This is a genomic window from Psychrobium sp. 1_MG-2023 (assembly GCF_030689115.1).
In the GTDB taxonomy this organism is placed as follows: domain Bacteria; phylum Pseudomonadota; class Gammaproteobacteria; order Enterobacterales; family Psychrobiaceae; genus Psychrobium.
Genome location: NZ_JAUYVJ010000001.1, coordinates 184,126 through 207,182, shown reverse-complemented (window position 1 = coordinate 207,182; position 23,057 = coordinate 184,126). Strand labels below are relative to the sequence as shown.

16 protein-coding genes are annotated in these 23,057 nt (G+C 40.1%); 8 read left to right on the top strand and 8 right to left on the bottom strand.

What is annotated here, in order from left to right:
• Positions 1-43: 43 nt before the first annotated feature.
• The 5 genes from Q8W26_RS00805 to Q8W26_RS00785 all read right to left on the bottom strand — a co-directional run bounded on the left by Q8W26_RS00805 (position 44) and on the right by Q8W26_RS00785 (position 4,486).
• Positions 44-238, bottom strand: coding sequence for a hypothetical protein (locus tag Q8W26_RS00805; RefSeq protein WP_101212899.1), 195 nt, complete (start codon positions 236-238; stop codon positions 44-46).
• Positions 231-1,124, bottom strand: a complete 894-nt coding sequence (locus Q8W26_RS00800; RefSeq protein WP_101212898.1) for an aspartoacylase — start codon at positions 1,122-1,124, stop codon at positions 231-233. The genes Q8W26_RS00805 and Q8W26_RS00800 overlap by 8 nt, the downstream gene beginning before the upstream one ends.
• A gap of 81 nt (positions 1,125-1,205) precedes the next feature.
• On the bottom strand, positions 1,206-3,128 hold the full coding sequence (locus tag Q8W26_RS00795) for a hypothetical protein (protein ID WP_101212897.1): 1,923 nt from the start codon (positions 3,126-3,128) through the stop codon (positions 1,206-1,208).
• Between the two features lie 18 nt (positions 3,129-3,146).
• A complete protein-coding gene (locus Q8W26_RS00790) occupies positions 3,147-3,560 on the bottom strand; it encodes a hypothetical protein (protein WP_101212896.1) in 414 nt (137 codons plus the stop codon).
• Between the two features lie 23 nt (positions 3,561-3,583).
• A complete protein-coding gene (locus Q8W26_RS00785; RefSeq protein ID WP_101212895.1) occupies positions 3,584-4,486 on the bottom strand; it encodes a LysR family transcriptional regulator in 903 nt (300 codons plus the stop codon).
• 235 nt (positions 4,487-4,721) lie between these two features.
• Here Q8W26_RS00785 and Q8W26_RS00780 point away from each other — a divergent pair, with 235 nt between their 5' ends.
• The 6 genes from Q8W26_RS00780 to Q8W26_RS00755 all read left to right on the top strand — a co-directional run bounded on the left by Q8W26_RS00780 (position 4,722) and on the right by Q8W26_RS00755 (position 16,151).
• Complete coding sequence (locus tag Q8W26_RS00780; RefSeq protein WP_101212894.1) at positions 4,722-5,495, top strand: (Fe-S)-binding protein; 774 nt, start codon at positions 4,722-4,724, stop codon at positions 5,493-5,495.
• 2 nt (positions 5,496-5,497) lie between these two features.
• Positions 5,498-6,994 carry a LutB/LldF family L-lactate oxidation iron-sulfur protein gene (locus Q8W26_RS00775; RefSeq protein ID WP_101212893.1) on the top strand — a complete coding sequence of 499 codons (1,497 nt, stop codon included), beginning with the start codon at positions 5,498-5,500 and terminating at the stop codon, positions 6,992-6,994.
• The gene (locus tag Q8W26_RS00770; RefSeq protein ID WP_101212892.1) at positions 6,987-7,682 is read left to right on the top strand and encodes a lactate utilization protein; all 696 of its coding nucleotides are present in this window, start codon (positions 6,987-6,989) and stop codon (positions 7,680-7,682) included. The genes Q8W26_RS00775 and Q8W26_RS00770 overlap by 8 nt, the downstream gene beginning before the upstream one ends.
• Before the next feature lie 3 nt (positions 7,683-7,685).
• Complete coding sequence (locus Q8W26_RS00765) at positions 7,686-10,529, top strand: FAD-binding and (Fe-S)-binding domain-containing protein (RefSeq protein ID WP_101212891.1); 2,844 nt, start codon at positions 7,686-7,688, stop codon at positions 10,527-10,529.
• A 70-nt stretch (positions 10,530-10,599) separates the two neighbouring features.
• Positions 10,600-11,109: a hypothetical protein gene (locus tag Q8W26_RS00760; protein ID WP_101212890.1), complete on the top strand. Its 510-nt coding sequence runs from the start codon at positions 10,600-10,602 to the stop codon at positions 11,107-11,109.
• A 101-nt stretch (positions 11,110-11,210) separates the two neighbouring features.
• Positions 11,211-16,151: a transporter substrate-binding domain-containing protein gene (locus Q8W26_RS00755; protein ID WP_101212889.1), complete on the top strand. Its 4,941-nt coding sequence runs from the start codon at positions 11,211-11,213 to the stop codon at positions 16,149-16,151.
• A 6-nt stretch (positions 16,152-16,157) separates the two neighbouring features.
• Here Q8W26_RS00755 and Q8W26_RS00750 read toward each other — a convergent pair whose 3' ends face one another.
• Positions 16,158-16,769 carry a fumarylacetoacetate hydrolase family protein gene (locus tag Q8W26_RS00750; protein WP_101212886.1) on the bottom strand — a complete coding sequence of 204 codons (612 nt, stop codon included), beginning with the start codon at positions 16,767-16,769 and terminating at the stop codon, positions 16,158-16,160.
• A gap of 151 nt (positions 16,770-16,920) precedes the next feature.
• Here Q8W26_RS00750 and Q8W26_RS00745 point away from each other — a divergent pair, with 151 nt between their 5' ends.
• Both Q8W26_RS00745 and Q8W26_RS00740 read left to right on the top strand, forming a co-directional pair.
• The gene (locus Q8W26_RS00745; RefSeq protein ID WP_101212884.1) at positions 16,921-17,733 is read left to right on the top strand and encodes an ABC transporter substrate-binding protein; all 813 of its coding nucleotides are present in this window, start codon (positions 16,921-16,923) and stop codon (positions 17,731-17,733) included.
• 30 nt (positions 17,734-17,763) lie between these two features.
• A complete protein-coding gene (locus Q8W26_RS00740) occupies positions 17,764-19,158 on the top strand; it encodes a carboxylesterase (protein WP_101212882.1) in 1,395 nt (464 codons plus the stop codon).
• Between the two features lie 10 nt (positions 19,159-19,168).
• Here the strand turns inward: Q8W26_RS00740 and Q8W26_RS00735 are convergent, their stop codons facing one another.
• Positions 19,169-20,479, bottom strand: coding sequence for a GGDEF domain-containing protein (locus Q8W26_RS00735; RefSeq protein ID WP_101212880.1), 1,311 nt, complete (start codon positions 20,477-20,479; stop codon positions 19,169-19,171).
• A 26-nt stretch (positions 20,480-20,505) separates the two neighbouring features.
• The gene (locus Q8W26_RS00730) at positions 20,506-22,899 is read right to left on the bottom strand and encodes an EAL domain-containing protein (protein ID WP_101212878.1); all 2,394 of its coding nucleotides are present in this window, start codon (positions 22,897-22,899) and stop codon (positions 20,506-20,508) included.
• Positions 22,900-23,057 lie beyond the last annotated feature (158 nt).

Genomic DNA, 23,057 nt, shown 5'->3' with positions numbered 1-23,057 from the left:
CGCGGTAATTATACCAACTAGATACAATAAATGCCTTGCTTAATTACTGACGTTTCATCCACTCAATAGCTTTGATCACCGGGTAAGGTGAAATCATCACACCACCCAAACCAAGTGCGCTACTTAATGCAACCATACCAGAGACTTGGGCTGATGCATCAGTCATTAATAACATATAAAGACCGACACCAATTAAACACAGCCCTGCCAAATGAAGATATAAGAAAAACTTAATCATCGGCAGTCGTACTTAGCGTTGTTTTCTCTAACAATGACATCGCTAAATTATTATCATAATAAGCGGCTTCATTAATGAAAGAGCCATACACGGCTTTGTCTCCCTGATAAGTGATCTCTTCACCATCAAACGTTACAAAAATCACCTGACCCGGTTCAATTTTAGCAAAATCTTTATCCTGAATATCGCGATGCACCATACCTGCACGTTCACCTGTCGCGGTTAATGGTAATTTAATACTTTCTAAATAACGATATGCATCAACAGTTTCAGGTAGTTTTGGCACTTCACCTTTATTATGTAGTTCAATGAAGTCCAAGATTAACAACGTCATTTGCTCTGACTGTTCAAACACATCATGACGGAGTACTGATTGTGGTACAGGACCGACTTCAACCATTACACTATCTTGTGCAACAGTTGATAAGAAGTGGTGCTCGTCATTCGTTTTATGATCTTCATCGCAAGAGATCATTGCTTCGGGCATGTGCATTTTCACATAAGCAGCAAGCTGATTATAAAATTTACCTTTTTTGGTTATTAACAGCGTTGGGCCCATGTTTGTGGTTGTGGTGTGCAAATCGATAATAAAATCTACCCGAGGATTACCTTTAGGGCCAAGAAGTTGATTAATCTCTTTTGCGCGAGTTTGCTCGATACTGTCTAATGAGCTATCTGCCAAATCTTGATGAGAAAAACAGCGATTCAGATCATGATCGATATAGCGTTTGTTTTGTTGATAAGCTTGAGCGTTCGCAAATAGTGTCTCTGTTTCAAACGTTGAGCGAGCGATCAGTGCCTGATTTTTTTGCCATTTCTGTAGTAAGTAAATACCTGTAAATTCATTACCGTGGGTTCCGCCCACAATAGCTAATTGCTTTATCACTAGTTAAACCCTCAAAAAAAACGCATCGTATTAGGCTCATATTAACCAATTACGATGCGTTTGATTAGCGTTAGATCAACTTTATTTATATCTTCTCTGAATATCTAAGATAAATGGACGCTCACGCACTGCACCATGCTGGCGCACTTTCAGTCTAGGTCGCTTAATATATTCATTTTTTGCATCAAGATTGATGCTATCATCCCAGCTTGCGCCAACAGATAATAACTTTGCCGGTGGAATTTGTGCAAAAACATCGTCACTATTAAGCTCTGGCATGAATAACTCGAAGACATATTTAGCGCGCGGTGCTACATTTGTATCATTAATTCTTCCACGCTGTCCCCAAGCTAAAATAATGCTATCACGGCTGCCAGTCGATGGGTTTGTCACAGCTTCGTCACGCTCAATACCGTAACGATAACTCATCATTGTTGCATCAAATAATGTCGCAACATCTTCTTGCTTACTACTATAGCCATATTCTGCTGCTGCAGTATCATTACTAAAGAACTGAGCGATATCTTCCGGCAAATAGGCAATTTGTTCAGCTGTCGGTGATGCACCGTGAAAGTTTACTTGAGCTAAGGCGGCCATCTCAGCACTTGTTTTAGGGTGGTCTCGAGTTAATAATTCAGCGACCTGAGCTTTTTCTTCGTTTCTAACGTAAAACGCTTCCAAAACGCTACCGCCTCTTACGTCATCAAGTGTCGATGATGGGAAAATATCATTAGCATGCGCCAACTCATGATAGAGCAACGGTGCTAAATTAGGCACTAAATCCTCTATTGTTCGAGTAATACGTAAATCTTTTGGGTAATAATTACCTGCGTATTGATTATTCTTAACATAACGCCACGGCATGATGTATTGTAGCTCTTGGCCAAATTCAGAACGAAAATCTGGTGCGACATCAATAACATCACGTTGAGCAGGGGTTAACCAAAAAAACTCAGGGTCAAGGTAGATAGCCCCCGTCCTAACCCAGTAAAATGACGGACGGATATCATAAGAAATCACAATAGCGCTGACAGAACGTAGCAAGTGCTTGAAATCACCATGAACATCTTGTTGCTCAAGAAACATTTTAAAGTTTTCAGCCATCCAAGGGTGAGAGGTCACTACGCGATCCATAATATCTTCAACAGTAGGCTTGGTATGATCCTGACCAATTAAGTTAAGCTGAGACATTGAACACGGTACAGCAAAGTAATTACTATAAACGCACTGTTCAGTGGCTTGTGCGTATCTTGAGTTACTATTATATGCATGTACCCGTGCTACAGGTGAATCAAAAACCGCATTTGCCTTAATGTTTTGTGTGTTTTGTACTAACACATAAGCAGAGTCATTATACGTTTCGCCATTCGGGTGAGTTGCTGTGGCAGTAAACTCAAGCACCGTATCTTTGTCGACACTAGGCGCATTAAAAATAACAACTGTTTCGTTAATGTTCTTCTCATTAAAAGTGACTGCTGGGCCGCTGACTTGCGCCCACTTAATGTTGGTGTAGTTTCCAGAGACAACATTACCCGTGTCAGGATCAACAGGTGCTGATAACTTTAAAGAGACTTTGTTGCCTTCCCGTGCGGCATGATCACGGCGGATATTTAAGAGATTATTGGTATCAGTTGTCGTTAGACTGATCTCTTTGGTGTAGTTTTTTCCAGACTCTTCTGTGACATTAACCGAAAAGCCATAGCTACCCGCTAATTTAATATCAAAAGCAAGAACTGCACTATTGGTTGCGACAAGCTCGACATTGGCACCGGACGTTTGCTGCCATTCAATGGTTGAGCTGTCAGATGACAGACCTTCAATCATGGCCATCAATGCGACTGATTGACCTACCGCAGGGGTTAGATCGCCAGAAATAACTAGCGTTCGCGGTGTTTCATTATTGTTATCATTTGACTCTCCAGTCAGCTTTGCGCTTCCTGAAGAACCGCAACCTACTAGTGTCCCTATGGCACAAAGGGCCAATAATCTCGATGCATATCGCATAAACTTCCCTTCTCTAAATTAGAGCGTTAAAAAGTAAGCAGCATTGCCTATATTGACTAATGCAGTTAAATACCACAGCGGTTTTATGACTTGCCGCAATGGTCTATGCCACTTCACAATGTATGACTCATGTTCAGGGTCGTGGGCAGTTTTTGCCAAGCCAACACTTAGCAGCGTTGAAAAGATAATTAACCAAACTTCAACTGACAATACGCCAGCGACAATGGCATAAAATAATTGCATATTATCCGCAATAAATAGACCATCTCTAAATACTGGCACACAAGCAACTAAGTAAGCCCAAGACGCAGTGATAAAAACAACTGTTAATTTATTGTAACAAAAAGGTTTGTTTTCTCCAAAAAACAAACTAATCAAGCTAAAACAACCCCAAGCAAGGGCGATAAAAACAAAATAATCTAGGTATTCCATACGGTCTTCTTACAACAATTTGGTTAAAAATAGTAATAATGGTTTTGATAGGCTGTCGCTATGTGTTCAATTAAACAGCGTATCTTTTCAGGTTGGTAGCGAGTATAAGGATAAACAGCATAAATCCCTAATGATCTCGGTTTGAAATCTGTTAATAGCTCGACTAGATCGCCTTTTAATAAGTCCTGATAAACACTGCAACGGGGCACATAAACAATACCACTACCCACTAATGCCGCTTGACGTAAGGCTTGAGCATTATTTGTCGAAAAATTACCATTGATCTTAACTGTTTGTTCAATACCATTGACCAAAAAGCGCCAATCATGAGCTCCTTTAGTTTGATAGGTATAGGCTAAACAATTATGGGCTATCAGTTCATCAATGCCTTGAGGCTCACCGCAACGTTTAATATAAGCAGGGGCACAACAAACGACCCAATTTGATTGTAATAAGGGTTTGGCAATCAAACTCGAGTCTTCTAACACCCCTGTTCGGATAGCTAAATCGATACCTTCTTTCACTAAATCAACGAATTCATTCTCAAGTCGCATTTCAACAGTCACTTTCGGATGTAACTGACAAAATTCAGCAACAGCCTGAGCCAGTAATAATTCACCCGAGATAGTCGGTACGGTCATTTTAATGACGCCACTAAGCTCATCACTGAAATTACTTACCGAGCTGATTGCTAGGTTGACTTGCTGATTAATTCCTCGAGCGTGATGATAAAGCGCTTTACCCGCTTCGGTTAAACTTAAGCGTCTAGTCGTACGATAAAGCAATTGCACACCCAATTCTTTTTCGAGCTTGGTGATCTTTTTACTTAATGCTGGGGTCGATATTTGCGCCAATTGAGCCGCTTTGTTGAAAGATTCTGCCTCAACTACCATCACAAATAACGATAGGTCATGAGCATTCGTCATTAATTACCACCATTTAGGAAACAATAAATTAATTTACAGGCTATATATTAACAATCAAATTCAATCTAGAGTAGGTAAATCAAAGTGATTGTACAATATTCGTTCAAGATAAATTGTCTAAGCTATTATACCAATGTGATATAGCTAAATTAGTCACCGCTTTGTTAGGGTTAGCTGTTACCTAAGTGCTTAACAAACATAAAAATAGCTCCATAATAACAATAGAGACTTAGCAATGACCCTAACCAATAGTCAACACCAACGTCACTACCCTGCCCCGCCAAATCAGATATACCTGTACGGTACTTGTTTGGCAGACACCTTATTCCCCGATTCAGGAATTGATGCCATTGAGTTTTTAGAACGTCAAGGTATTGAAGTTATTTACCCGCAAGGCCAAACTTGTTGTGGTCAACCAGCTTACAATTCAGGCTATACCAAACAAGCCCGTACCGTAGCTAAGCAACAAATTAAACAATTCCCGCTGGATATACCGATCGTTGTTATCTCAGGTTCCTGTGGCGGTATGATGCGTCACCATTATCAAGAACTACTTGATGGAGAACCTGAAATTTCCCAGTTTTGTGATCGAATTTTTGAGTTTACAGAGTTTCTTGTCAATGTATTAAAGATCAAACTTAACGATAATGGTGAGCCTGAACGTGTTGCTCTGCATACCTCTTGCGCCGCAAGGCGAGAAATGGGAGTTCACCTAACAGGACGTGAACTCTTAGGTCAATTAGAACATGTAGAGCTTGTCACCCACCCTTATGAAAGCGAGTGTTGTGGCTTTGGTGGCACCTTCTCAGTCAAACATGGCGATATCTCTATTGCGATGGTCAATGATAAAAGCCAACACCTAGCCGAGACCGGTGTCGTGCGCTATGTCAGTGCTGACTGGGGTTGTATGATGAATATTAATGGTGCATTAGAATATCAAGGCAAGTCATTGCGAGGTGAACACATTGCCAGCTACCTGCTTAACCGAACTCAGACTAAGGAGCAATAGCGATGAATAACACAACGCCTGCCTCCCAAACTCAGCCTCTTGAAGATGAAAGTAAATATGCGGCTTCGGCACGCAACTTTCGACAGAATGTCGCACGAGACCTCGCTAATGATGAATTGAGAAGTAACTTTCGCGGTGCAATGGATTACTTAATCGACAAACGCCAGAGTGCATTTAGTGATCAAGATGAGCTAGAAACTTTACGTCGCCAGTGCCAGCTCATTAAACAACGCTGCTTAGTCAAGCTACCTCTTTTATTGGAGCAACTAGAACAGCAGTTAACCAGTAATGGGATTAAGGTTCATTGGGCTGAAACCATCACTCAAGCCAACGAAATCATCGCCTCAATTATCGAAAGTAAGCAAGGTAAGACGGTGGTGAAAGGTAAATCGATGGTATCTGAAGAAACCGCACTCAACGATCATCTCGAGCAACGTGATATTGAATGTTTAGAGTCCGATATGGGTGAATATATCGTCCAATTGGCTCATGAGCACCCTTCACACATTATTATGCCAGCGATTCATCAAAATAAGCGTCAGGTAGCCGATTTATTTGCAAAAAATATCGAAGGCTTCGAACACACAACCGATGTCGACGCTTTGATTCAGCAAGGGCGAAAAGTATTACGTGAAAAATTCTGTCACGCCGATGTGGGCGTTTCTGGCGTGAATTTCGCCGTTGCTCAAACAGGCACCTTATGCTTAGTTGAAAATGAAGGGAATGGCCGAATGTGTACCACGGTGCCTGATTTGCATATTGCAATTACTGGCATTGAAAAAGTAGTGGAGTCACTTAACGATGTACCACCGCTGTTAAGTCTCCTTACTCGTAGTGCTACTGGGCAAGCGATTTCAACCTATTTCAATATGATTAGTCACCCACGTCAAACCGGCGAAAAGGATGGTCCTAAAGAAGTTCATTTAGTCTTACTTGATAACGGGCGCAGTCAAATGTATAGCGACCCTGAGTTACGCCAAACCTTGCAATGTATTCGCTGTGGCGCTTGTATGAATCACTGCCCAGTATATACCCGTATTGGCGGCCACGCCTACGGTACGGTATACCCAGGTCCTATAGGAAAAATGGTTTCTCCGCACATGCTTGGGTTAGAAGCAACGACTAATTTACCCACAGCGTCTTCGTTGTGTGGTGCATGTGGTGAGGTATGCCCAGTTAAAATTCCGATCCCAAAGATACTGCTACGTTTACGTGAAGAAAGTGTCAAACCTGTCGGTGATATCCCTCTTATCATGAAGGGACAAGGCAGTGGCCGAAAACCCATTGAGGCCAGTGTATGGAAAGCGTGGGCTGCGGTACACCAGTCACCCACTTTATACGCACTTAGCATGTGGGCTGTAACTCGTGCCCGAGCGATATTGCCGCAAAAACTCGGACCATGGACGCAAGCACGAACAGCGCCCAAAGTGGCAGCTCAGACATTACACGAGCGGGTTAAATTACGTAACAGCCAGAAGCAGGAGTCAGGCAATGAATAATGCCAGAGCGAACATTTTATCAAAACTGCATGCTAGTATCGGTGATGTTGATTATGAAAAGCTGCCGCAAGAGTCTAGCTATGCTTATGCCAGTCGTTCGAGACAACAACAGCTCGCTCATTTCATTAGTCAATTGGAGTCTAACCATACTCAAGTCATTAAAACGGCTGCGAGTGACATACCAACACATATTTCACAACAACTAAAGCAACGCGATATATCAAGACTCTTGTATGGAAAAGAAACCCACTTTTCCTCGCTTATAGAGCAAGTTAAGGACAATGACCAGCAAGGTAATAATAGCGTCCAATCCAGCATTGATTTAGTCGCCTACGACTTCACTATTGACGGCAATAAAGAGCGTTTGTTCAATGAAATGCCCGCGAGTGTGACCACATCCCATAGTGCCATTGCAGCAACGGGAACCATTGTATTATGGCCAACACCGCAAGAGCCAAGAACCTTATCGTTAGTGCCTCCAGTGCATTTTGTTATTGTCGATGCTAAGCAGCTTTTTGCTCGATTTGAGCAGTTAATCAATACTCAGCAATGGCACAATAAACTGCCCACTAATATTGTCTTAGTTTCGGGCCCCTCTAAAACAGCAGATATTCAACAGACATTAGCTTATGGCGCCCATGGCCCCAAAGAGCTCATTGTCTTATTAATTAATAGTGACGAGATTTAACGGATGAGATCAAAAAACTATCAGCAATTTATTCAACAAGCAGAAACTTTACTACCACAACAGCGCATTATCAGTGACTACAGCAAACGATTTGCTTATGGGACTGACGCAAGTTTTTATCGATTAACTCCTGAAGTTGTAGTGTTAATCGATAATGAAAACGAATTAATTGCTATTTTACAGTTAGCAGTCCAATTAAGCCTTGCGGTGACGTTTAGAGCCGCAGGCACTAGCTTGTCAGGACAGGCGCAATCCGACTCAATTTTAATTATGCTAACAGATAGCTGGCGCGATTATGAGGTGCTTGATTTAGGTCAGCAAATCAAGCTGCAACCGGGGCTCATTGGTAATGATGTAAATCAGATACTCGCACCCTACGGCCGAAAAATTGGACCAGATCCCGCCTCAATTAACAGTTGTAAGATTGGCGGCATTGCCGCTAATAACGCTAGTGGTATGTGTTGTGGTGTTGCTCATAATAGTTATAACACCCTCGCCAATATCCGTATCGTACTCTTTGATGGCAGTGTATTAGATACGAGCGACCCCGAGAGCATTGTTCAATTTAGACATAGTCACCAGCAGTTATTAGCCGGGCTAACTGAATTACAACAGCAACTCAAAGACGATGAGCAGCTTTCTGAGTTAATTCGCCATAAATACCGCTTAAAAAACACAACAGGCTACGGCATTAACTCTTTACTCGATTTTGAAGATCCCATTGATATCCTTGCTCACCTGATGATTGGCTCGGAAGGAAGTTTAGGGTTTATCTCTAATATTACCTATAACACTGTGGTGGAACATAAGTATAAAGCATCGGCGATGGTTTTCTTTCCTACGATAGACATCACTTGTCATGCAGTATCTGCGTTAGCAAGTGCTAACGTCACGGCTGTAGAGTTACTCGATGGCCGGTCTCTTGCCTCTGTGAATGATATGCCAGGACTCCCTGAGTTTATTAAAGCATTTGACCTTAATGTGTCTGCATTACTTATTGAAACAGCTGCTGCCAACGACACATTATTGGATGAGCAGATCAACGAATTAAATCAATTACTCAGCCAATTTGAACAGCAAGCGATAATCGACTTCACTAAAGACCCTAAGCAATACGCTAAACTTTGGGGGATTAGAAAATCAACATTTCCAGCAGTTGGAGCAGTGCGTGAAACCGGCACTACCGTCATTATCGAAGACGTTGCTTTCCCTGTTGAACACCTAGCCAAAGCCGTTTCTCAATTGCAACAACTCTTTGATAAATACCATTATGAAGAAGCCATTATTTTTGGGCACGCCCTCGAGGGTAATCTCCATTTTGTCTTTACCCAAGACTTCTCTACTCAAGCCGAAGTAGAACGCTATCAAGCTTTTATGGATGACGTCTGTCACCTTGTTGCAGTAGATTATCAAGGATCATTAAAAGCTGAACACGGAACAGGGAGAAATATGGCTCCTTTTGTTGAAATGGAATGGGGCGGTAACGGTTATGACATGATGGTACAAATAAAAAAATTGTTTGATCCGCAGCAGCTATTAAACCCAGGGGTGATTATTAATGATGACCCTCTAGCGCATATAAATGATTTAAAAGCCTTACCACCTGCCGATGAGATCGTTGATAAATGTATTGAGTGTGGCTTTTGTGAAGCAGTTTGTCCATCGAAAGGGCTCACCCTTACACCTAGACAGCGCATTACCAGTTATCGGGAAATTCAACGATTAAGGGCAAGCGGTAATGAACCACAACAGTTAGCCGAACTAGAACAGGACTTTAATTATTTAGGTATCGATACCTGTGCAGCCACAGGTCTATGCGCTGATCGTTGCCCTGTTGGCATTAACACTGGTGATCTTATTCGTCAGCTTCGTCATGAAAACAATCAAAGCTACCACAAAGTCGCAAATGTGTTCGGGCGGCAGTTTAAACGAATTGAGCAATCAACTCGTATCGGTCTTACTTTGGCTAGTTATGGTCAAAAACTACTGGGTGATCGTCTAATGCAACGCATGACTGATGGTATTCGTAAAGTAAGCGCTAACAAGGTACCGCTATGGACTAGCGCAATGCCAAGTAAAGCAGCTTATCATGCGAAAGCAGTTCAAATTGAAGGGCGTGATAATCGTCCAAAAGTTGTTTATATGCCAAGCTGTGCTAGCCGAACAATGGGCCCGAGCATTAACGCTACTGAACAGCGGTCACTGCCAGAAATTACATACCAGTTACTGACAAAAGCAGGTTTTGATATCATTCGTCCAGACTTTTCAGGCCAATGTTGTGGAATGCCGTTTAACAGTAAAGGTTTCTTCGAACAAGCTTCTCAAAAACGATCGCAGCTCGCCCATCAATTACTTAATGTGAGTAATCAAGGCGAGTACCCAATTTTATTTGATACTAGCCCATGTAAATCGATGATGCTAGAAGGTGAAAGTGAACAGTTAGGTCTTAATATATATGAGCCTGTTCAATTTGTTAGTGAAATTCTCACACCTCACCTAACCTTCAAACCTATCAACGAAAGCGTCATGATTCATGTTACCTGCTCTAGTCAAAAAATGGGATTAGGCCCGGCCATGATAGCATTAGCAAAGCGTTGCGCGAGTGACGTTATTGTTCCTAAAGATATTCAATGTTGCGGTTTTGCTGGAGACAAAGGCTTTAATACCCCAGAACTAAACGCACATGCATTAGCCACATTAAAGTCACAAGTACCTTCTGGCTGTATTAATGGTTATAGCAACAGTCGCACTTGTGAAATAGGGCTGTCTCACCATAGCGCAATTGACTACCAGTCAATTCTCTATTTAGTTGATAGGGCGACCACGCTAAATAGTCCTGATAGTTAATCTACATCAACTTTTTTTGACTATATTGGAGGATACTTAAGTTAAAGTTAGTTTTACTTGAGTACCTTCAATGAATAATCGCTTTTATGGGGAGTTTGACCCCATCGAACAAAGTCGCCACCATATTGCACCATGTGCAAATTGCCAAGAAACACAGCTTGATTGTGTCTTTGATACACCCCATGCCAATCAGCAACCGGGCAATCAACAGACAGGAAATAAGTACACCACAAAGCCAGCTTATTTCGTTAACTGCCCTAATTGTCACGCCAAAGGGCTTGCCTGTAAAAAAGAATGGCAAGCAATTATTGCTTGGAATAAAAGCCCTCTGGCTGAAAAGGGCCATTATCGCGAGTTACCACTCTTCAATTTAGGCCACTTAACAAAAGAACAGGCTAAGAAGCAATTAATCGCCATTCGCACTGACTTAGAACGACGCAAGCACCAAGCTGTTGCGGGGCAACAGCGACTCGATGGCGCTTATTTCGAGCGCTTAAGAGCATTCTTAGCTTGGGTAATATACGCTCAAGTTGTACTCAAGTTTAGTGATGTTAGCGACGTATGTGAGGAAAAGCCTTAGTCGTATTCGGTATATATCAGCCTAGTTTTTTTAGCTTAAGATTTACTTATAGATTAATACACTCTAGTATTATTAAAGTGTGAAGATTCTCAGGTTAATCAATGAAACTTGCTAGCACCTTATTGTTATTAATAATATTTTCATTTAAGTTGTTAGCCTTTCCTCAGCAACAACCGCCTTTGACTGTCGTGATGTCAGATGGCTTGCCGCCTTATTCATTTATAGACTCAAATCAACAACCCGCTGGCTACTTAGTTGATTACTGGCGATTATGGGCGGAAAAAACCGGCCAACAAGTCTCATTCTCAGTGATGCCATGGTCTGAAACATTGGCAGCAATCGCTAAAAATGAAGCGCATATTCATATTGGGTTATTTAAAAATGAGGAGCGATTATCAGCCATGGAGTTTGTTGCTCCAATTTATCAAACCAATAGCTCTGTCTTTATTAACAACCGGCATCAGAAAAGGTATAGCACCTTAAAAGACTTTCAAGGAAAGAGAATTGCAGTCATTGCTGACTCTTTTTATGACTCCTTCTTACTGCAACAACAAGCAGGAATTATTATTGAACGAGCCAATAATACCAATGAATTAATTGAGTTACTCACCTCCGAACAAGTTGATGCAATCATTGGTGAGGAGCAGTCAGTATGGACACGTATAAACACCTTACAGCGACAAGAATTGTTTAGCGTATTACCTCAATTACGCTATAACGACACTTTTTATGCCGCGATACCTAATGGTAACCCCCAGTTAATTCAACTGATAGAGGCGGGCCAAAAGAAAATTAGCGATAGTGAGTTAGCCCAACTTAGCACCAAATGGATGCATAACTTAAATATCAATCAACAGCAACTGTCTAACCAAAAAGAAGATATTTTATCCAGCTATGAACGACGCTGGCTTGCAGATAACCCAACAATCGAATTGGCGGTTGATGCTAACTGGAAGCCGGTAAGTTACCTCGAACAAGGTGAATTAAAAGGGTTTCATGCACAGCTATTAAAACGCCTTAATGAGAAATTAAGTACCAATTTTAAGCCGCGAGTATACCAATCTTGGAACAGAGCCTTTAATGATATAAAAACCGCAGCAATCGATGGTGTATTTGGCCTATCTTGGACAGAAGAGCGAACTAACTATGTTAATTTTTCTCCTGTCTATCTCTACGCCCCTGTCGACATCGTTGTTCCGATGTTTGAAAATACGATCAATACCCTGACCGATCTCAATTATAAAACCGTTGCCACATTTAAAAACACAGCTATTAATGACGAGCTTAGACGTGTCGCTCCAGAAGCCGAACTTTACTATATCTCAACAGTAGAACAAGGCTTTAAAGCAATGAAAGAACAACGAGTGGATGCCGTTCTTATCTCATTTGCCAGCTGGCGACCATTGGAGCGTAATAGTTTAAAGATAGCTAACTCCATTTTTTTAGACTCTGGAGAGCTATCCATTGGCACGATTCGTAATAAGCCCGTTTTGGCAAATATTATTCGCAAAGGTCTGAATAGTATCTCACTCGATGAAATGAGTGAACTGCAAAACACATGGTTAAAAAACGACCGCAGTCACAAACTCTTTACAGGGCCTGAGTTAGATTTTATCAAAAACAATCCTAAACTGGTTGTTGGTATTGAATCTTGGTCGCCAGTTGTATTTCAAGACAGTAATGATGAGATCGGCGGAGTCGTCGCAGACTTATTAAGCGAGATTAGTAAAATCACCAATATTAGTTTTGAGCCAGTCTTCGATAATTGGCCTCAACTTGTTGAGAACTTTAAAAAACAGAAAATTGATATACTACCTGCGACAGTACAAACGAAAGAGCGACAGGACTGGGGCTTCTTCAGCGAAGGCTATTTACAGATGAAGCCGATGATTTATGTTGATAAAAATGAATCTTCGATTACAGGTTTCCAGTCCCTTGAAGGAAAAAGGCTCGCTATTTTGAAAGATAGCTTCAATAAAGGTTTTTTAAGTACTAAATTTCCCAAGATTACCTTGATAGAGTTTGAGACGACTGATGAGCAAATTAATAGCCTGCAATCAGGTGATAGCGATGCTCTTTTAGGTATGGATTTAGCAATAAAACACCGGTTAAGTTATCGCCCTCAAGATAATTTAAGGGCAATTCCTCAATATCATATCAACCGACAGTCATTACGTATTTTAACAGAAAAAAGCAACGAGTTACTGGCTTCGATTATCCGTAAGTCACTATATGAGATTCCGCTAAAAACTAAAAATGATATTCTAAAAAGGTGGATTGGCAGTCCCATTGTGCAAAATCGCTTAAGTGCTGGTTTACGTCCGCCTCAGCCACCATACGTATTCAAGAATGCCACTTATCAAGGTATTTATACCGACCTAATTAAACTAGTTTTCAGCTTTAATAATATTGAGATTGTTAATTCAAGATACCTTCCACTAACTTCACTCAAAAGTGGATTAACTCAATACCCCGATTTGGATTTGGTCGTAGATAAATTTGAGTTATTTGATGGGGAGACCACAGAATATAAAGGACAAGTCTTGTCTGAACCATTAATCGACTACCAAAATGTCGCCGTTACTCGCCAGAGTGATAATCTATTTATTAATGATTTAAGAGATTTACTTAACAAAAGAGTGGCAGCTTTTTCTAATGCCTCAACCATACTGTCACCTGAGTATCAGGCGCTGTTCTCAGTAAAAAACCGTTCAGAATCATACCAAGAAATGACAAATTTAGAACAAGTTAACGCCTTTATTGCTCATCAGGTTGATGTATTAATTATTGATAAACGAATTTTCCACTGGCTTATTCGTCAAGCCGGCATTAAGGATGACAGCCAATATAAGTTCGATTATGTCTTTAAAAAACACACCCCCATTCGAGTCGCTTTTAAAGACAGCAGGTTGCGTGACATTTTTGACGCAAACCTCAATAAAATAAAAGCAAATGGTGACTATCAATATGTCATCAACGATTACTTATCTGGACGGATCATCGCTAAGCATCAATACACCACGTTTACTGCCTCACTGATTGCCAAAGCGCTGTTTGAAAAAGATCACGCACAGTTAGATATTTTAGCTCAATTACTTAAGCAACCTTTTATTAACAGTATCAAAATTAAGAATACAATTGAAAATGAACTAGTAGACATCAACCCTTATAGCCCACATTTACCCATTAATAAACGGAGCTATTATCAGTTAAATAATAGTCCTAATTTGGTGGGTTCTATCAGTATTAGCTTTGATAACGCATTACTTGATCAGGCGATACATCAAAATGAACTTATTCCACCACTCAATCATTTTTCGTCGCTAGAGGCTTTCCATCATATTAAGCAAGTTTATGAAAAATTTAATTTTCTTAGCTCTGAAGCTTTATTTACCGAAGAAGAGCGAAACTATATTGCTAATCATCCCGTGGTTAAATACTCTGATATTACTTGGGCACCAATCACCATCGCTAATAGAGAAGGGTTAAGTGGTTTAAGTGCTGACTATTTGGAACTACTCAGCCAAAAAACGGGGTTAGAATTTCGTTTTACCCCTGTCGCTGATTGGAATACCCTTCATCAACGTTTAAATAATGGTGATATCGATATCATTCCCTCTGTGAACAGACAATATGGTTCACACTTTCTCAGTGAAAAGTTCACTGATTATAATTACGCCATTGTAACGCACCAAAATGGTAACTTCATGGCTGACTTAACCTATCTACATGATAAAAAAGTGGCGGTGCCAAGAACCTATTCTTCGCACACTCTAATCAAAGAACAACACCCAAGAATCAACCTAACGACTACAGACACCATTGAACAAGCGTTAACCCTAGTGCGAGAAGGGAAAGTTGATGCTTTTGTTGGCCACCTTGCGGTTTCAGTTTTCCAAGTTAAGAATAACTTTCCAGATCTGAAAATCGCTGGGGTTACGGATGACAAGTATGAGCACTTTGTTTTAATTAACAAACATAAAGCAACGTTGCTTTCTATTCTCAATAAAGCTATTGCTTCAGTAACTTTTGAGCAGCGCCAAGCGATACGAGACCGATGGATTTCTGTAGATGTGGAAGATAATGTTGATTACACCCTATTGTATCGTGCAGTCGCAATATTTAGCATCATTGTTCTCATCGGGCTTTACTTTGTTCAAGTATTATTAAAAGCTAATCGCCGAGTGGCCCAAGCAAATGACAGATTGAACATCACGGTAGACGAATTAGTTGAAACTCAATCTGAACTAAAGGGAACGATTAATCATTTAGAGGAGGCGCAAGAGCAACTCATTGCAGCAGAAAAAATGGCAAGTTTGGGTAGCCTAGTTGCAGGAGTAGCGCATGAAATTAATACACCTGTTGGTATAGGCTTAACAGGAATCTCACACTTCCAGATGATGACTGATGAGCTCACTGAAAAATACAATCAACAAACGATGGCTAAAAATGATTTTGAACGCTATTTACGTGATGCATCTCAAGCCGCCACATTAATTCATAATAACTTAGAAAAGACCGCAGAATTGGTTCGTAGTTTCAAACAGATCTCAGTGGACCAAAGCAGCGATGAAGTTCGCTCATTTAACCTATCAAGCTACATTGACGATACACTGATCAGTGTTGCAAGTGTTTTAAAACACACTGAAATTGAGATCGTTAAAGACTATGACACAAACATCGTTATCAAAAGTCATCCCGGCGCTATATCACAAATAATTTCTAACCTAGTGCTCAATGCTTCAATCCATGCCTTTTCGCCAAATGAAAAAGGAAAAATGACCATTGCAGTATCACATCAGGCTGAGTTAATAACATTGAGTGTGGCAGATAATGGCAAAGGAATTCCCGTAGAGTTTCAATCTAAAATCTTCGAACCTTTCTTTACCACTAATAGAGAGAACGGAGGGAGTGGTTTAGGCTTAAATATTATCTATAACATTATTACCAACCAACTCGACGGTTCAATTGAATGTATCAGCGAATTAGGGCGAGGCACCCAGTTTGTTATCAAATTTAAAGCAAAACTCATCGATAGCTAATGGGTATTAGCTAGCGATCCATTGCTGCTCTATGAGCAGCTGCCCTGCTTGTTTAATTTTCCCATGGAACGACGCTCCTTTAGTCACGACACCCACACCTTTAGGGGTTCCAGTCATAACAATATCACCGTCCACCAGCGTCATGAACTGTTGTATATTTTCAAGTATTTGAGCGGGTTTATACATCATTAACGAGACTCCCCCTTGCTGAGTTAATACTCCATCGATAGACAGTTCTAGCGTTAATTCTTCGATGCCCTGCTCTAAAGCAACAAAAGAGCTAAATACGGCAGATCCATCAAAAGCTTTCGCGCGCTCCCAGGGCAGCCCCTTAGATTTCAAGTAACCTTGCAACTTGCGTTTAGTTAAGTCTAAGCCAAAGCCCACCGAGTCAAAGCGCCCTTGATTATAAACAAAACAGATCTCACCTTCATAATGTAACTCTTCTTGATGAAAGCTAATCAGTTGTTGTGATATTGACGAATTGGGTTTAATAAATACCACCATATCATCAGGTATTTCATTACCCAATTCAGTAATATGTTCAACATAATTTCGCCCTATACAAATAACCTTATTAGGTGAGATTAATTTACCTAAAGTTTCTATCCTATTCATAAGCCTTTCCGTGTTTAACCATTTTATTTTTGTTGATAAAAGCGTCTAAATTACTATACTAAAACATAAGTAGTGCTACTTAAATAACAGCTTGAGCCCAAATGTCTAATCAATTGTGATTTAATATAATTCTAATTATTTTAAGGTGTTTATGCCTCGTATTTATGTTTTCTTAATAACTCTTTTAGCAAGCTTTCAATTACTTGCTAGGGACAGTAAGCCTGAAATAATTTTTGTTTCTGACAACCAAGCATCGCCATCTATCGATTTTGCCTCGGCTTATTTGTATCGATTACAGTCACAATTATCTCATAAAATCTCTTTTGATTCTGTTCGCTCAAGTCATCGAAGAGAATGGCGCCTATTAACTGACCTACCAAATGTCTGTGTCTACAACAAAGTTAAAAACTCTCAACGCGAACTGCTTGCTGAGTTCACTCAATATCCGATTACAGTTTTTCCGCCTAACCGCCTCATCGTTTTTAACGCCAAAGGCCTTCCTTATAGTGTGTCCCTAACTGACATGGTCAATACACATAAATTAAGAGTCGGCATTGTTGAAGGTCGCTCGTATGGTGAAGCCCTTGATCAAGAAATAGCCACAATAAAGCCTCAGCTTGTTGTTTTATCTGGTTACCTCAGCGCTATGCGCCTTAGAGAAATGTTTATGCAAGGAAAACTTGATGCCATTATTGAATACTCCGCAGTGTTGCTTCACGATGAAAACATTAACATTCCCATTGAGCACCTATCTTTTCATCAATTAAGTAACGCTAAAGAGTTTATCTATGGCTATATAGCATGTTCTAAGTCTCGCGAGGGGAAATATGCGATCAAGTTATTCAATCAACAATTACATCTAAAGAGCAATATAGAAGAATTAATTAAAGTTAATCAAGCTCCTTTCCCCGAAACAGAACATAAAGCCATTGAGAATACGTTTAAGAAACTACATACTGACTAATTCATTATTCAAACATTACCACGAATAAATATGAGTCATTTTCATTTTTTATGTCTTTTAAAACTATCATTACTTTTCACTCTCTTGACGACGCCGGCTCAAGCTCGGCAAAACAGCACTTGTTTAAGTATTCATCAAGAGATTGAACAATTCACTCATTACCGAGCTCAAGGGACGTATCGTTACCCTCAGAGTGTAAAGACGCGCAACACCACTTCCTTTGATTTTCAGATAAATTCCCCTTATCAAGACTATTTAAACTATGCCAAACAATTAATCGAACAAGCCAACCCTCGAGCCGAATTACCCTGCCCTTTAGAGACACCAACTTATCAAATATTAAAAAAACAGCAACAATGGCCATCTTCCCCGATAGTTAAACAGTTACTTAGTCCTTTTGAGTTAACACACCAGTCGAAAAAGACTGGTATATTACTTATTCATGGTCTGACCGACTCACCTTTTACCTATCATGATATCGCTGCAAAATTGTATGGTCAGGGGCATAATGTACGAACTTTATTATTACCAGGGCATGCAACTGCGCCAGCAAGCTTAATGCACACATCATTAACACAATGGCGACAAGCCACAAACTATGCCATTGAGCGGATGCTTTTAGATTACGAGCAAGTGTACCTTGGTGGTTTTTCTACCGGAGGCGCACTCATCATTGATTATTTAAGTCGCCAAAACAAACCCCAGCCTAAGCTTCGAGGGCTCATGATGTGGTCTCCTGCTATTGAGGCTACAAGTGATCTAGCTTGGCTTGCAGGGTATGTTGATTTAATTCCGTTTGTTGATTGGATAGACAAAGAAGAAGATCTTGATTTCGCTAAATATGAATCCTTTCCATATCATGCTGCGAGTCTTGTGGAATCTCTTATGCAGGATAATTTGGTTTCACTGTCGGAGCAAGCTCAGCCCTTCTTACCCCCGCTGTTTTTGGTTGTTTCCGAACACGATCAAACAGTAAAAACTCAAGCAACTTTGCAATACTTCCAACGATGGTACAAACACACACCAGTGCAAGTGAAATCTCAATCCGAAATCATCTACTATGGTGCCCTAGCTTCTTCTCCAACCAATACTGGATTACCAGTAAATGTATCGCCCCCACCTTACTCCATGCCAGCAAGTAGCACAAAAGCGAGGAAAGAGATTACGGAAATTGCTCACCCCGCAATAATAAACTCACCAGAAAATCTATATTACGGTATCAACGGTATTAATAAAAATTGCAGCCATTACTCTCCCGAGCACCGCTTCTTTTTATTGTGCAAGCAAGGGAGAGTACAACGATTAGGAGAGAAAACCTCAGACAATGTTGAGGGTCAACAGCCAATACAACGATTAACCTTTAACCCTCGATACGATACGATGACGACACAGTTATTACAGTTTTTATCTAATACAACTAAATAATTTATCGTATTTAACCTTCACTATGCGAAGCGATAACGCGATTTCGCCCTTGAGCTTTAGCATCATATAGCGCTTTATCTGCTCGATGGATAAATGATGTTATATCCTCATTAGATTCCTTCTCAGCAACACCGAAGCTGGAGGTAAGTGGGATGTCATTTGGCCATTGATACTTTTCGAGCATAACACGCAATGACTCGGCCAATAACTTCGCTTGCTTGAGGTGAGTATTCGGGCAAACCAATAAAAACTCCTCACCACCCCAACGAACTAAAAAGTCAGTATCTCGAGAACTTTGACTCACCAAGCGCGAGAATATTTTTAATACATCATCTCCCACATTATGACCATGATTGTCATTAATCGATTTAAAAAAGTCTATATCAAGAAATATTATTGACAATACAGGTAAGTCAGCAGCAAAAACAGCTTCAACGCCTTTTCGGTTCAGTGCTCCAGTTAATGGATCGCGATCGGCGCGATCTTTTAGCTCTTGAGTTTCAAGATTAAGTAACTTATTTAATTGCTTTAACTCTTGCGCTTTTTGCTCACTACGTTGTAATCGATAGCGTGATTGCAATAGTTGAAGCATGATGAGAATAATTGCCGCGACAACCCATACTGCAATGATTGCTTGATATACACTCTCAGACTTGAACCGCTTACCGTGAAACTCAATTTTATCCAATATAATTTTATACTTACCTGCTGGTACATAATGGCCGGTAACGATCTCTAGTTGCATGGCATTTGAAAACTCAGGACCTGCATGTGTAAGCGGAATATCTTGTTCAGCCAACCACCATGTAGTCACTTGCAGCGAATTTAAAGGAATTATGGCTGGATAGCCTTGCTCTTGAGTTTTATAAGTTACCGCGTTGTATTTCCAAGTGAACTGATCATCAACTTTTGAATATGCTTCATTATAATTTCGAATATGAAACCTAATTCCATAATCATCCATTCCCTCTTGATTCGCAAAAATTTTGACATAATCATACGACGATAAATCCACCCCGTAACGGCGGGATGCAATATCAGGGTCGTGTAAGAAAATCGAGATTTCACAAAAAGGCCAGTTATAACTCGACTTTTTAATTTCGCATTCTAGGATTATTTTTTCATCTTCGATGAGCAATTGATTAGTTGATGTCCCTGTATTAACCGTGCCATCTGACACACCTTCAATAAACAAACCTGAAGAGTGATCCACCAGATAAATATGGTTCAGGTGGTTTTGCTGTAAATAAATCACCGTAAGTGTCAAAAGCACTAAAAGTGAAATCGAGCGATTTAAATACTTCAAACTCCTTACTATCATCGTTAATACCTTAATGAAATTTACTGTTAAACGGCTTTAGATACATTAGCACAACCTAAATAGTTTACTTTATTCTTAATCAAATGAATAAAGTTCCCTGCACTAACTGGTTTTGACATAAAATAGCCTTGGCCTCGTTGACAGCCTAATTGAGCTAACAGTTGATACTGCTCGGCAGTTTCAACCCCTTCACCCACGGTTTTTATATTTAGTGAGCGTGACAACGAAATAATCGTTTCTAGAATCGTTTGGTTATACTTGCCTTCTTCAACGTTCTTAACAAATGAGCGGTCAATTTTTAAAGTGTCGAAGGTAAGCTGATGAATATAACTGAGCGAAGAATAACCTGTACCAAAGTCATCTAAGGCAACTTCGATACCCATTAATCCAAGTCGTTTAATCATATTTTGCGTTTGTTCAACATTATCAACAGTCGTCTGTTCCGTTATTTCAATACATAATGCTTGAAGAAGATGAGGAGACTCTTGATATAGTAACTGAAGTCTATCTAGTAGCGCAGGGGCTGTAAAACCCGCTCCAGAGATATTAATACTGAGTCGAAAGCCAGACGGTAGCTCATCAAGCCAACAGCCAAGAAAATCGATTGCGCGTTGTAAAACATATAAATCGAGTTGATGTAATAATCCTGCTCGCTGAATTTCTAATAAGAATTCATTTGGCGGAATTAATCCTCGTTCAGGGTGAGACCAACGGATCAACCCCTCGCCACTAATAATTATGCCAGACTGCAGATCTACAATAGGCTGAAACTCTAAAAATAATTGCCGCTTTTCAAGAGCAACTAAAAAGTCATGCTCTATTTTGTAACTAACTTGTAAGTCATTTTGGTCTTGCTGTTGAAAGTAGTAAATTTGATTTCGGCCATGTAATTTCGCTTGATACATCGCCTTGTCAGCTTGGACTAGCAAAACCTCAGAGCTAATAAGCCCTTGTTTATAGAAAGTAATCCCAATACTCGTTGAAATATTAATTCTAAAGTCATGCAGCAATACCGTTTGCTGAACCGCAAAAATAATTTTATTTGCAATGGTTTCAACATCGGCTTCATCGGTTATATTCTCAAGCAAGATTGCGAACTCATCACCACCTAAGCGACATAAAGTATCCACCTCGCGCAGACAACTCGAAATTCGATGTGATATACCTACTAATAGTTCATCACCAATATGGTGGCCGTAGGTATCATTAACCTGCTTAAAGCGATCTAAATCTAAAAATAATATCGCTATCGATCGATCAACGTGGCGCTTTGTCGCCGTAATAGCGTGCTCAACTCGATCAATAAACAATAACCTATTCGGTAAATGCGTTAATGGGTCATGTAGCGCCATAAATTGTAAATCTGACTTGCTTTGCATCCGCTCTATTGCATTATGAATGTGCTTAGCAACAAAAGTTAAAAGCTTTTGATCTTTTTGGTCAAAAGCATAACCATCAGTATAACTTTGAACCGCCACGATACCCTGTATCTCACCATCACCAAAAGGCACACCCAGCCAAGCCTTTGGAAGATCACCTAAGATATAAATCGCTTCTTCATCAATAAGACGTTCAATGTCTTCTTCAAACAGTAATAACGATTGTTCTGAAGCAATCACATAACCTGTGATACTAGGTTTATGTCGATCATAAGCGATAACTTCATTTTCCTCACTCTCATACATTTCATCTACACAGTATGTGACCGTGAGCTCGCTCTTGTCTTTATCTAGAATGGCAATGTAAAAGTTTTCAGCAAACGTTAGTTTACCAATACAGGTATGTAGGCGTTGATAGAACGCGGGAAGACTATCGGTTTTAAAAATTAACTCAGCAATTTCAAATAAGCAATCTTGAATTTTACTGCTATATTCAAGCTCATCAACGGCTTTTTGTAATTCAGTTACCGAGCGTATCTTGCTCACTTGAGTAGCCACCATTGATGCAATAGCAACTAAGATTCTTAATTGATCTTGATTATAAAAGTTAACCGTTGGACTCTCTGAATCAATCACTCCAATCAATTGACTATCGGCAATAATGGGAACTGCAAGCTCTGACAATCTAATTTCATCATCAATAATATAAGCTGGATAATTACGTGTATCAGGAATCAACAATGGCTGTTTAGTCAGGGCTACATGACCGACAACCCCTTCGCCTAATGGAACTTCAATAGGCTCTAAAATATCATCTTCATGTGGATTCTTATTACCATAAGCAGCCACCTGATTAAGCACTTGTGTTTGAGGGTCGAATAAATAGATAACAACATCATCAAAACCCAGCTCAGCAACCACATTTTTGGCTACATGCCATAGTATTTGTTCTACGCGGTTCATTGAAACCAGATCGACAGCCAATTCACTGACAACCGACAAATAATGCCGTTCAATTGCAGAAGAACTCATATTACTCATTACTACACTTCCCAACACACAAACTAGATACACTCAAAACAAGACAAATAACAGACTAAAGTCGAAACCATCGTTATAGCATAACATTAACAAAACATCATCGTAACATTTATTATCCATTTGATAATAAAAAGGAACTAAACTTAATATTACATTAT

Coding starts and splice junctions, on each gene's coding strand:
- Q8W26_RS00805 (WP_101212899.1), bottom strand. CDS start 238: ATGATTAAGTTTTTCTTATATCTTCATTTGGCAGGGCTGTGTTTAATT.
- Q8W26_RS00795 (WP_101212897.1), bottom strand. CDS start 3,128: ATGCGATATGCATCGAGATTATTGGCCCTTTGTGCCATAGGGACACTA.
- Q8W26_RS00790 (WP_101212896.1), bottom strand. CDS start 3,560: ATGGAATACCTAGATTATTTTGTTTTTATCGCCCTTGCTTGGGGTTGT.
- Q8W26_RS00785 (WP_101212895.1), bottom strand. CDS start 4,486: ATGACGAATGCTCATGACCTATCGTTATTTGTGATGGTAGTTGAGGCA.
- Q8W26_RS00780 (WP_101212894.1), top strand. CDS start 4,722: ATGACCCTAACCAATAGTCAACACCAACGTCACTACCCTGCCCCGCCA.
- Q8W26_RS00775 (WP_101212893.1), top strand. CDS start 5,498: ATGAATAACACAACGCCTGCCTCCCAAACTCAGCCTCTTGAAGATGAA.
- Q8W26_RS00770 (WP_101212892.1), top strand. CDS start 6,987: ATGAATAATGCCAGAGCGAACATTTTATCAAAACTGCATGCTAGTATC.
- Q8W26_RS00765 (WP_101212891.1), top strand. CDS start 7,686: ATGAGATCAAAAAACTATCAGCAATTTATTCAACAAGCAGAAACTTTA.
- Q8W26_RS00760 (WP_101212890.1), top strand. CDS start 10,600: ATGAATAATCGCTTTTATGGGGAGTTTGACCCCATCGAACAAAGTCGC.
- Q8W26_RS00755 (WP_101212889.1), top strand. CDS start 11,211: ATGAAACTTGCTAGCACCTTATTGTTATTAATAATATTTTCATTTAAG.
- Q8W26_RS00750 (WP_101212886.1), bottom strand. CDS start 16,769: ATGAATAGGATAGAAACTTTAGGTAAATTAATCTCACCTAATAAGGTT.
- Q8W26_RS00745 (WP_101212884.1), top strand. CDS start 16,921: ATGCCTCGTATTTATGTTTTCTTAATAACTCTTTTAGCAAGCTTTCAA.
- Q8W26_RS00740 (WP_101212882.1), top strand. CDS start 17,764: ATGAGTCATTTTCATTTTTTATGTCTTTTAAAACTATCATTACTTTTC.
- Q8W26_RS00735 (WP_101212880.1), bottom strand. CDS start 20,479: ATGATAGTAAGGAGTTTGAAGTATTTAAATCGCTCGATTTCACTTTTA.
- Q8W26_RS00730 (WP_101212878.1), bottom strand. CDS start 22,899: ATGAGTAATATGAGTTCTTCTGCAATTGAACGGCATTATTTGTCGGTT.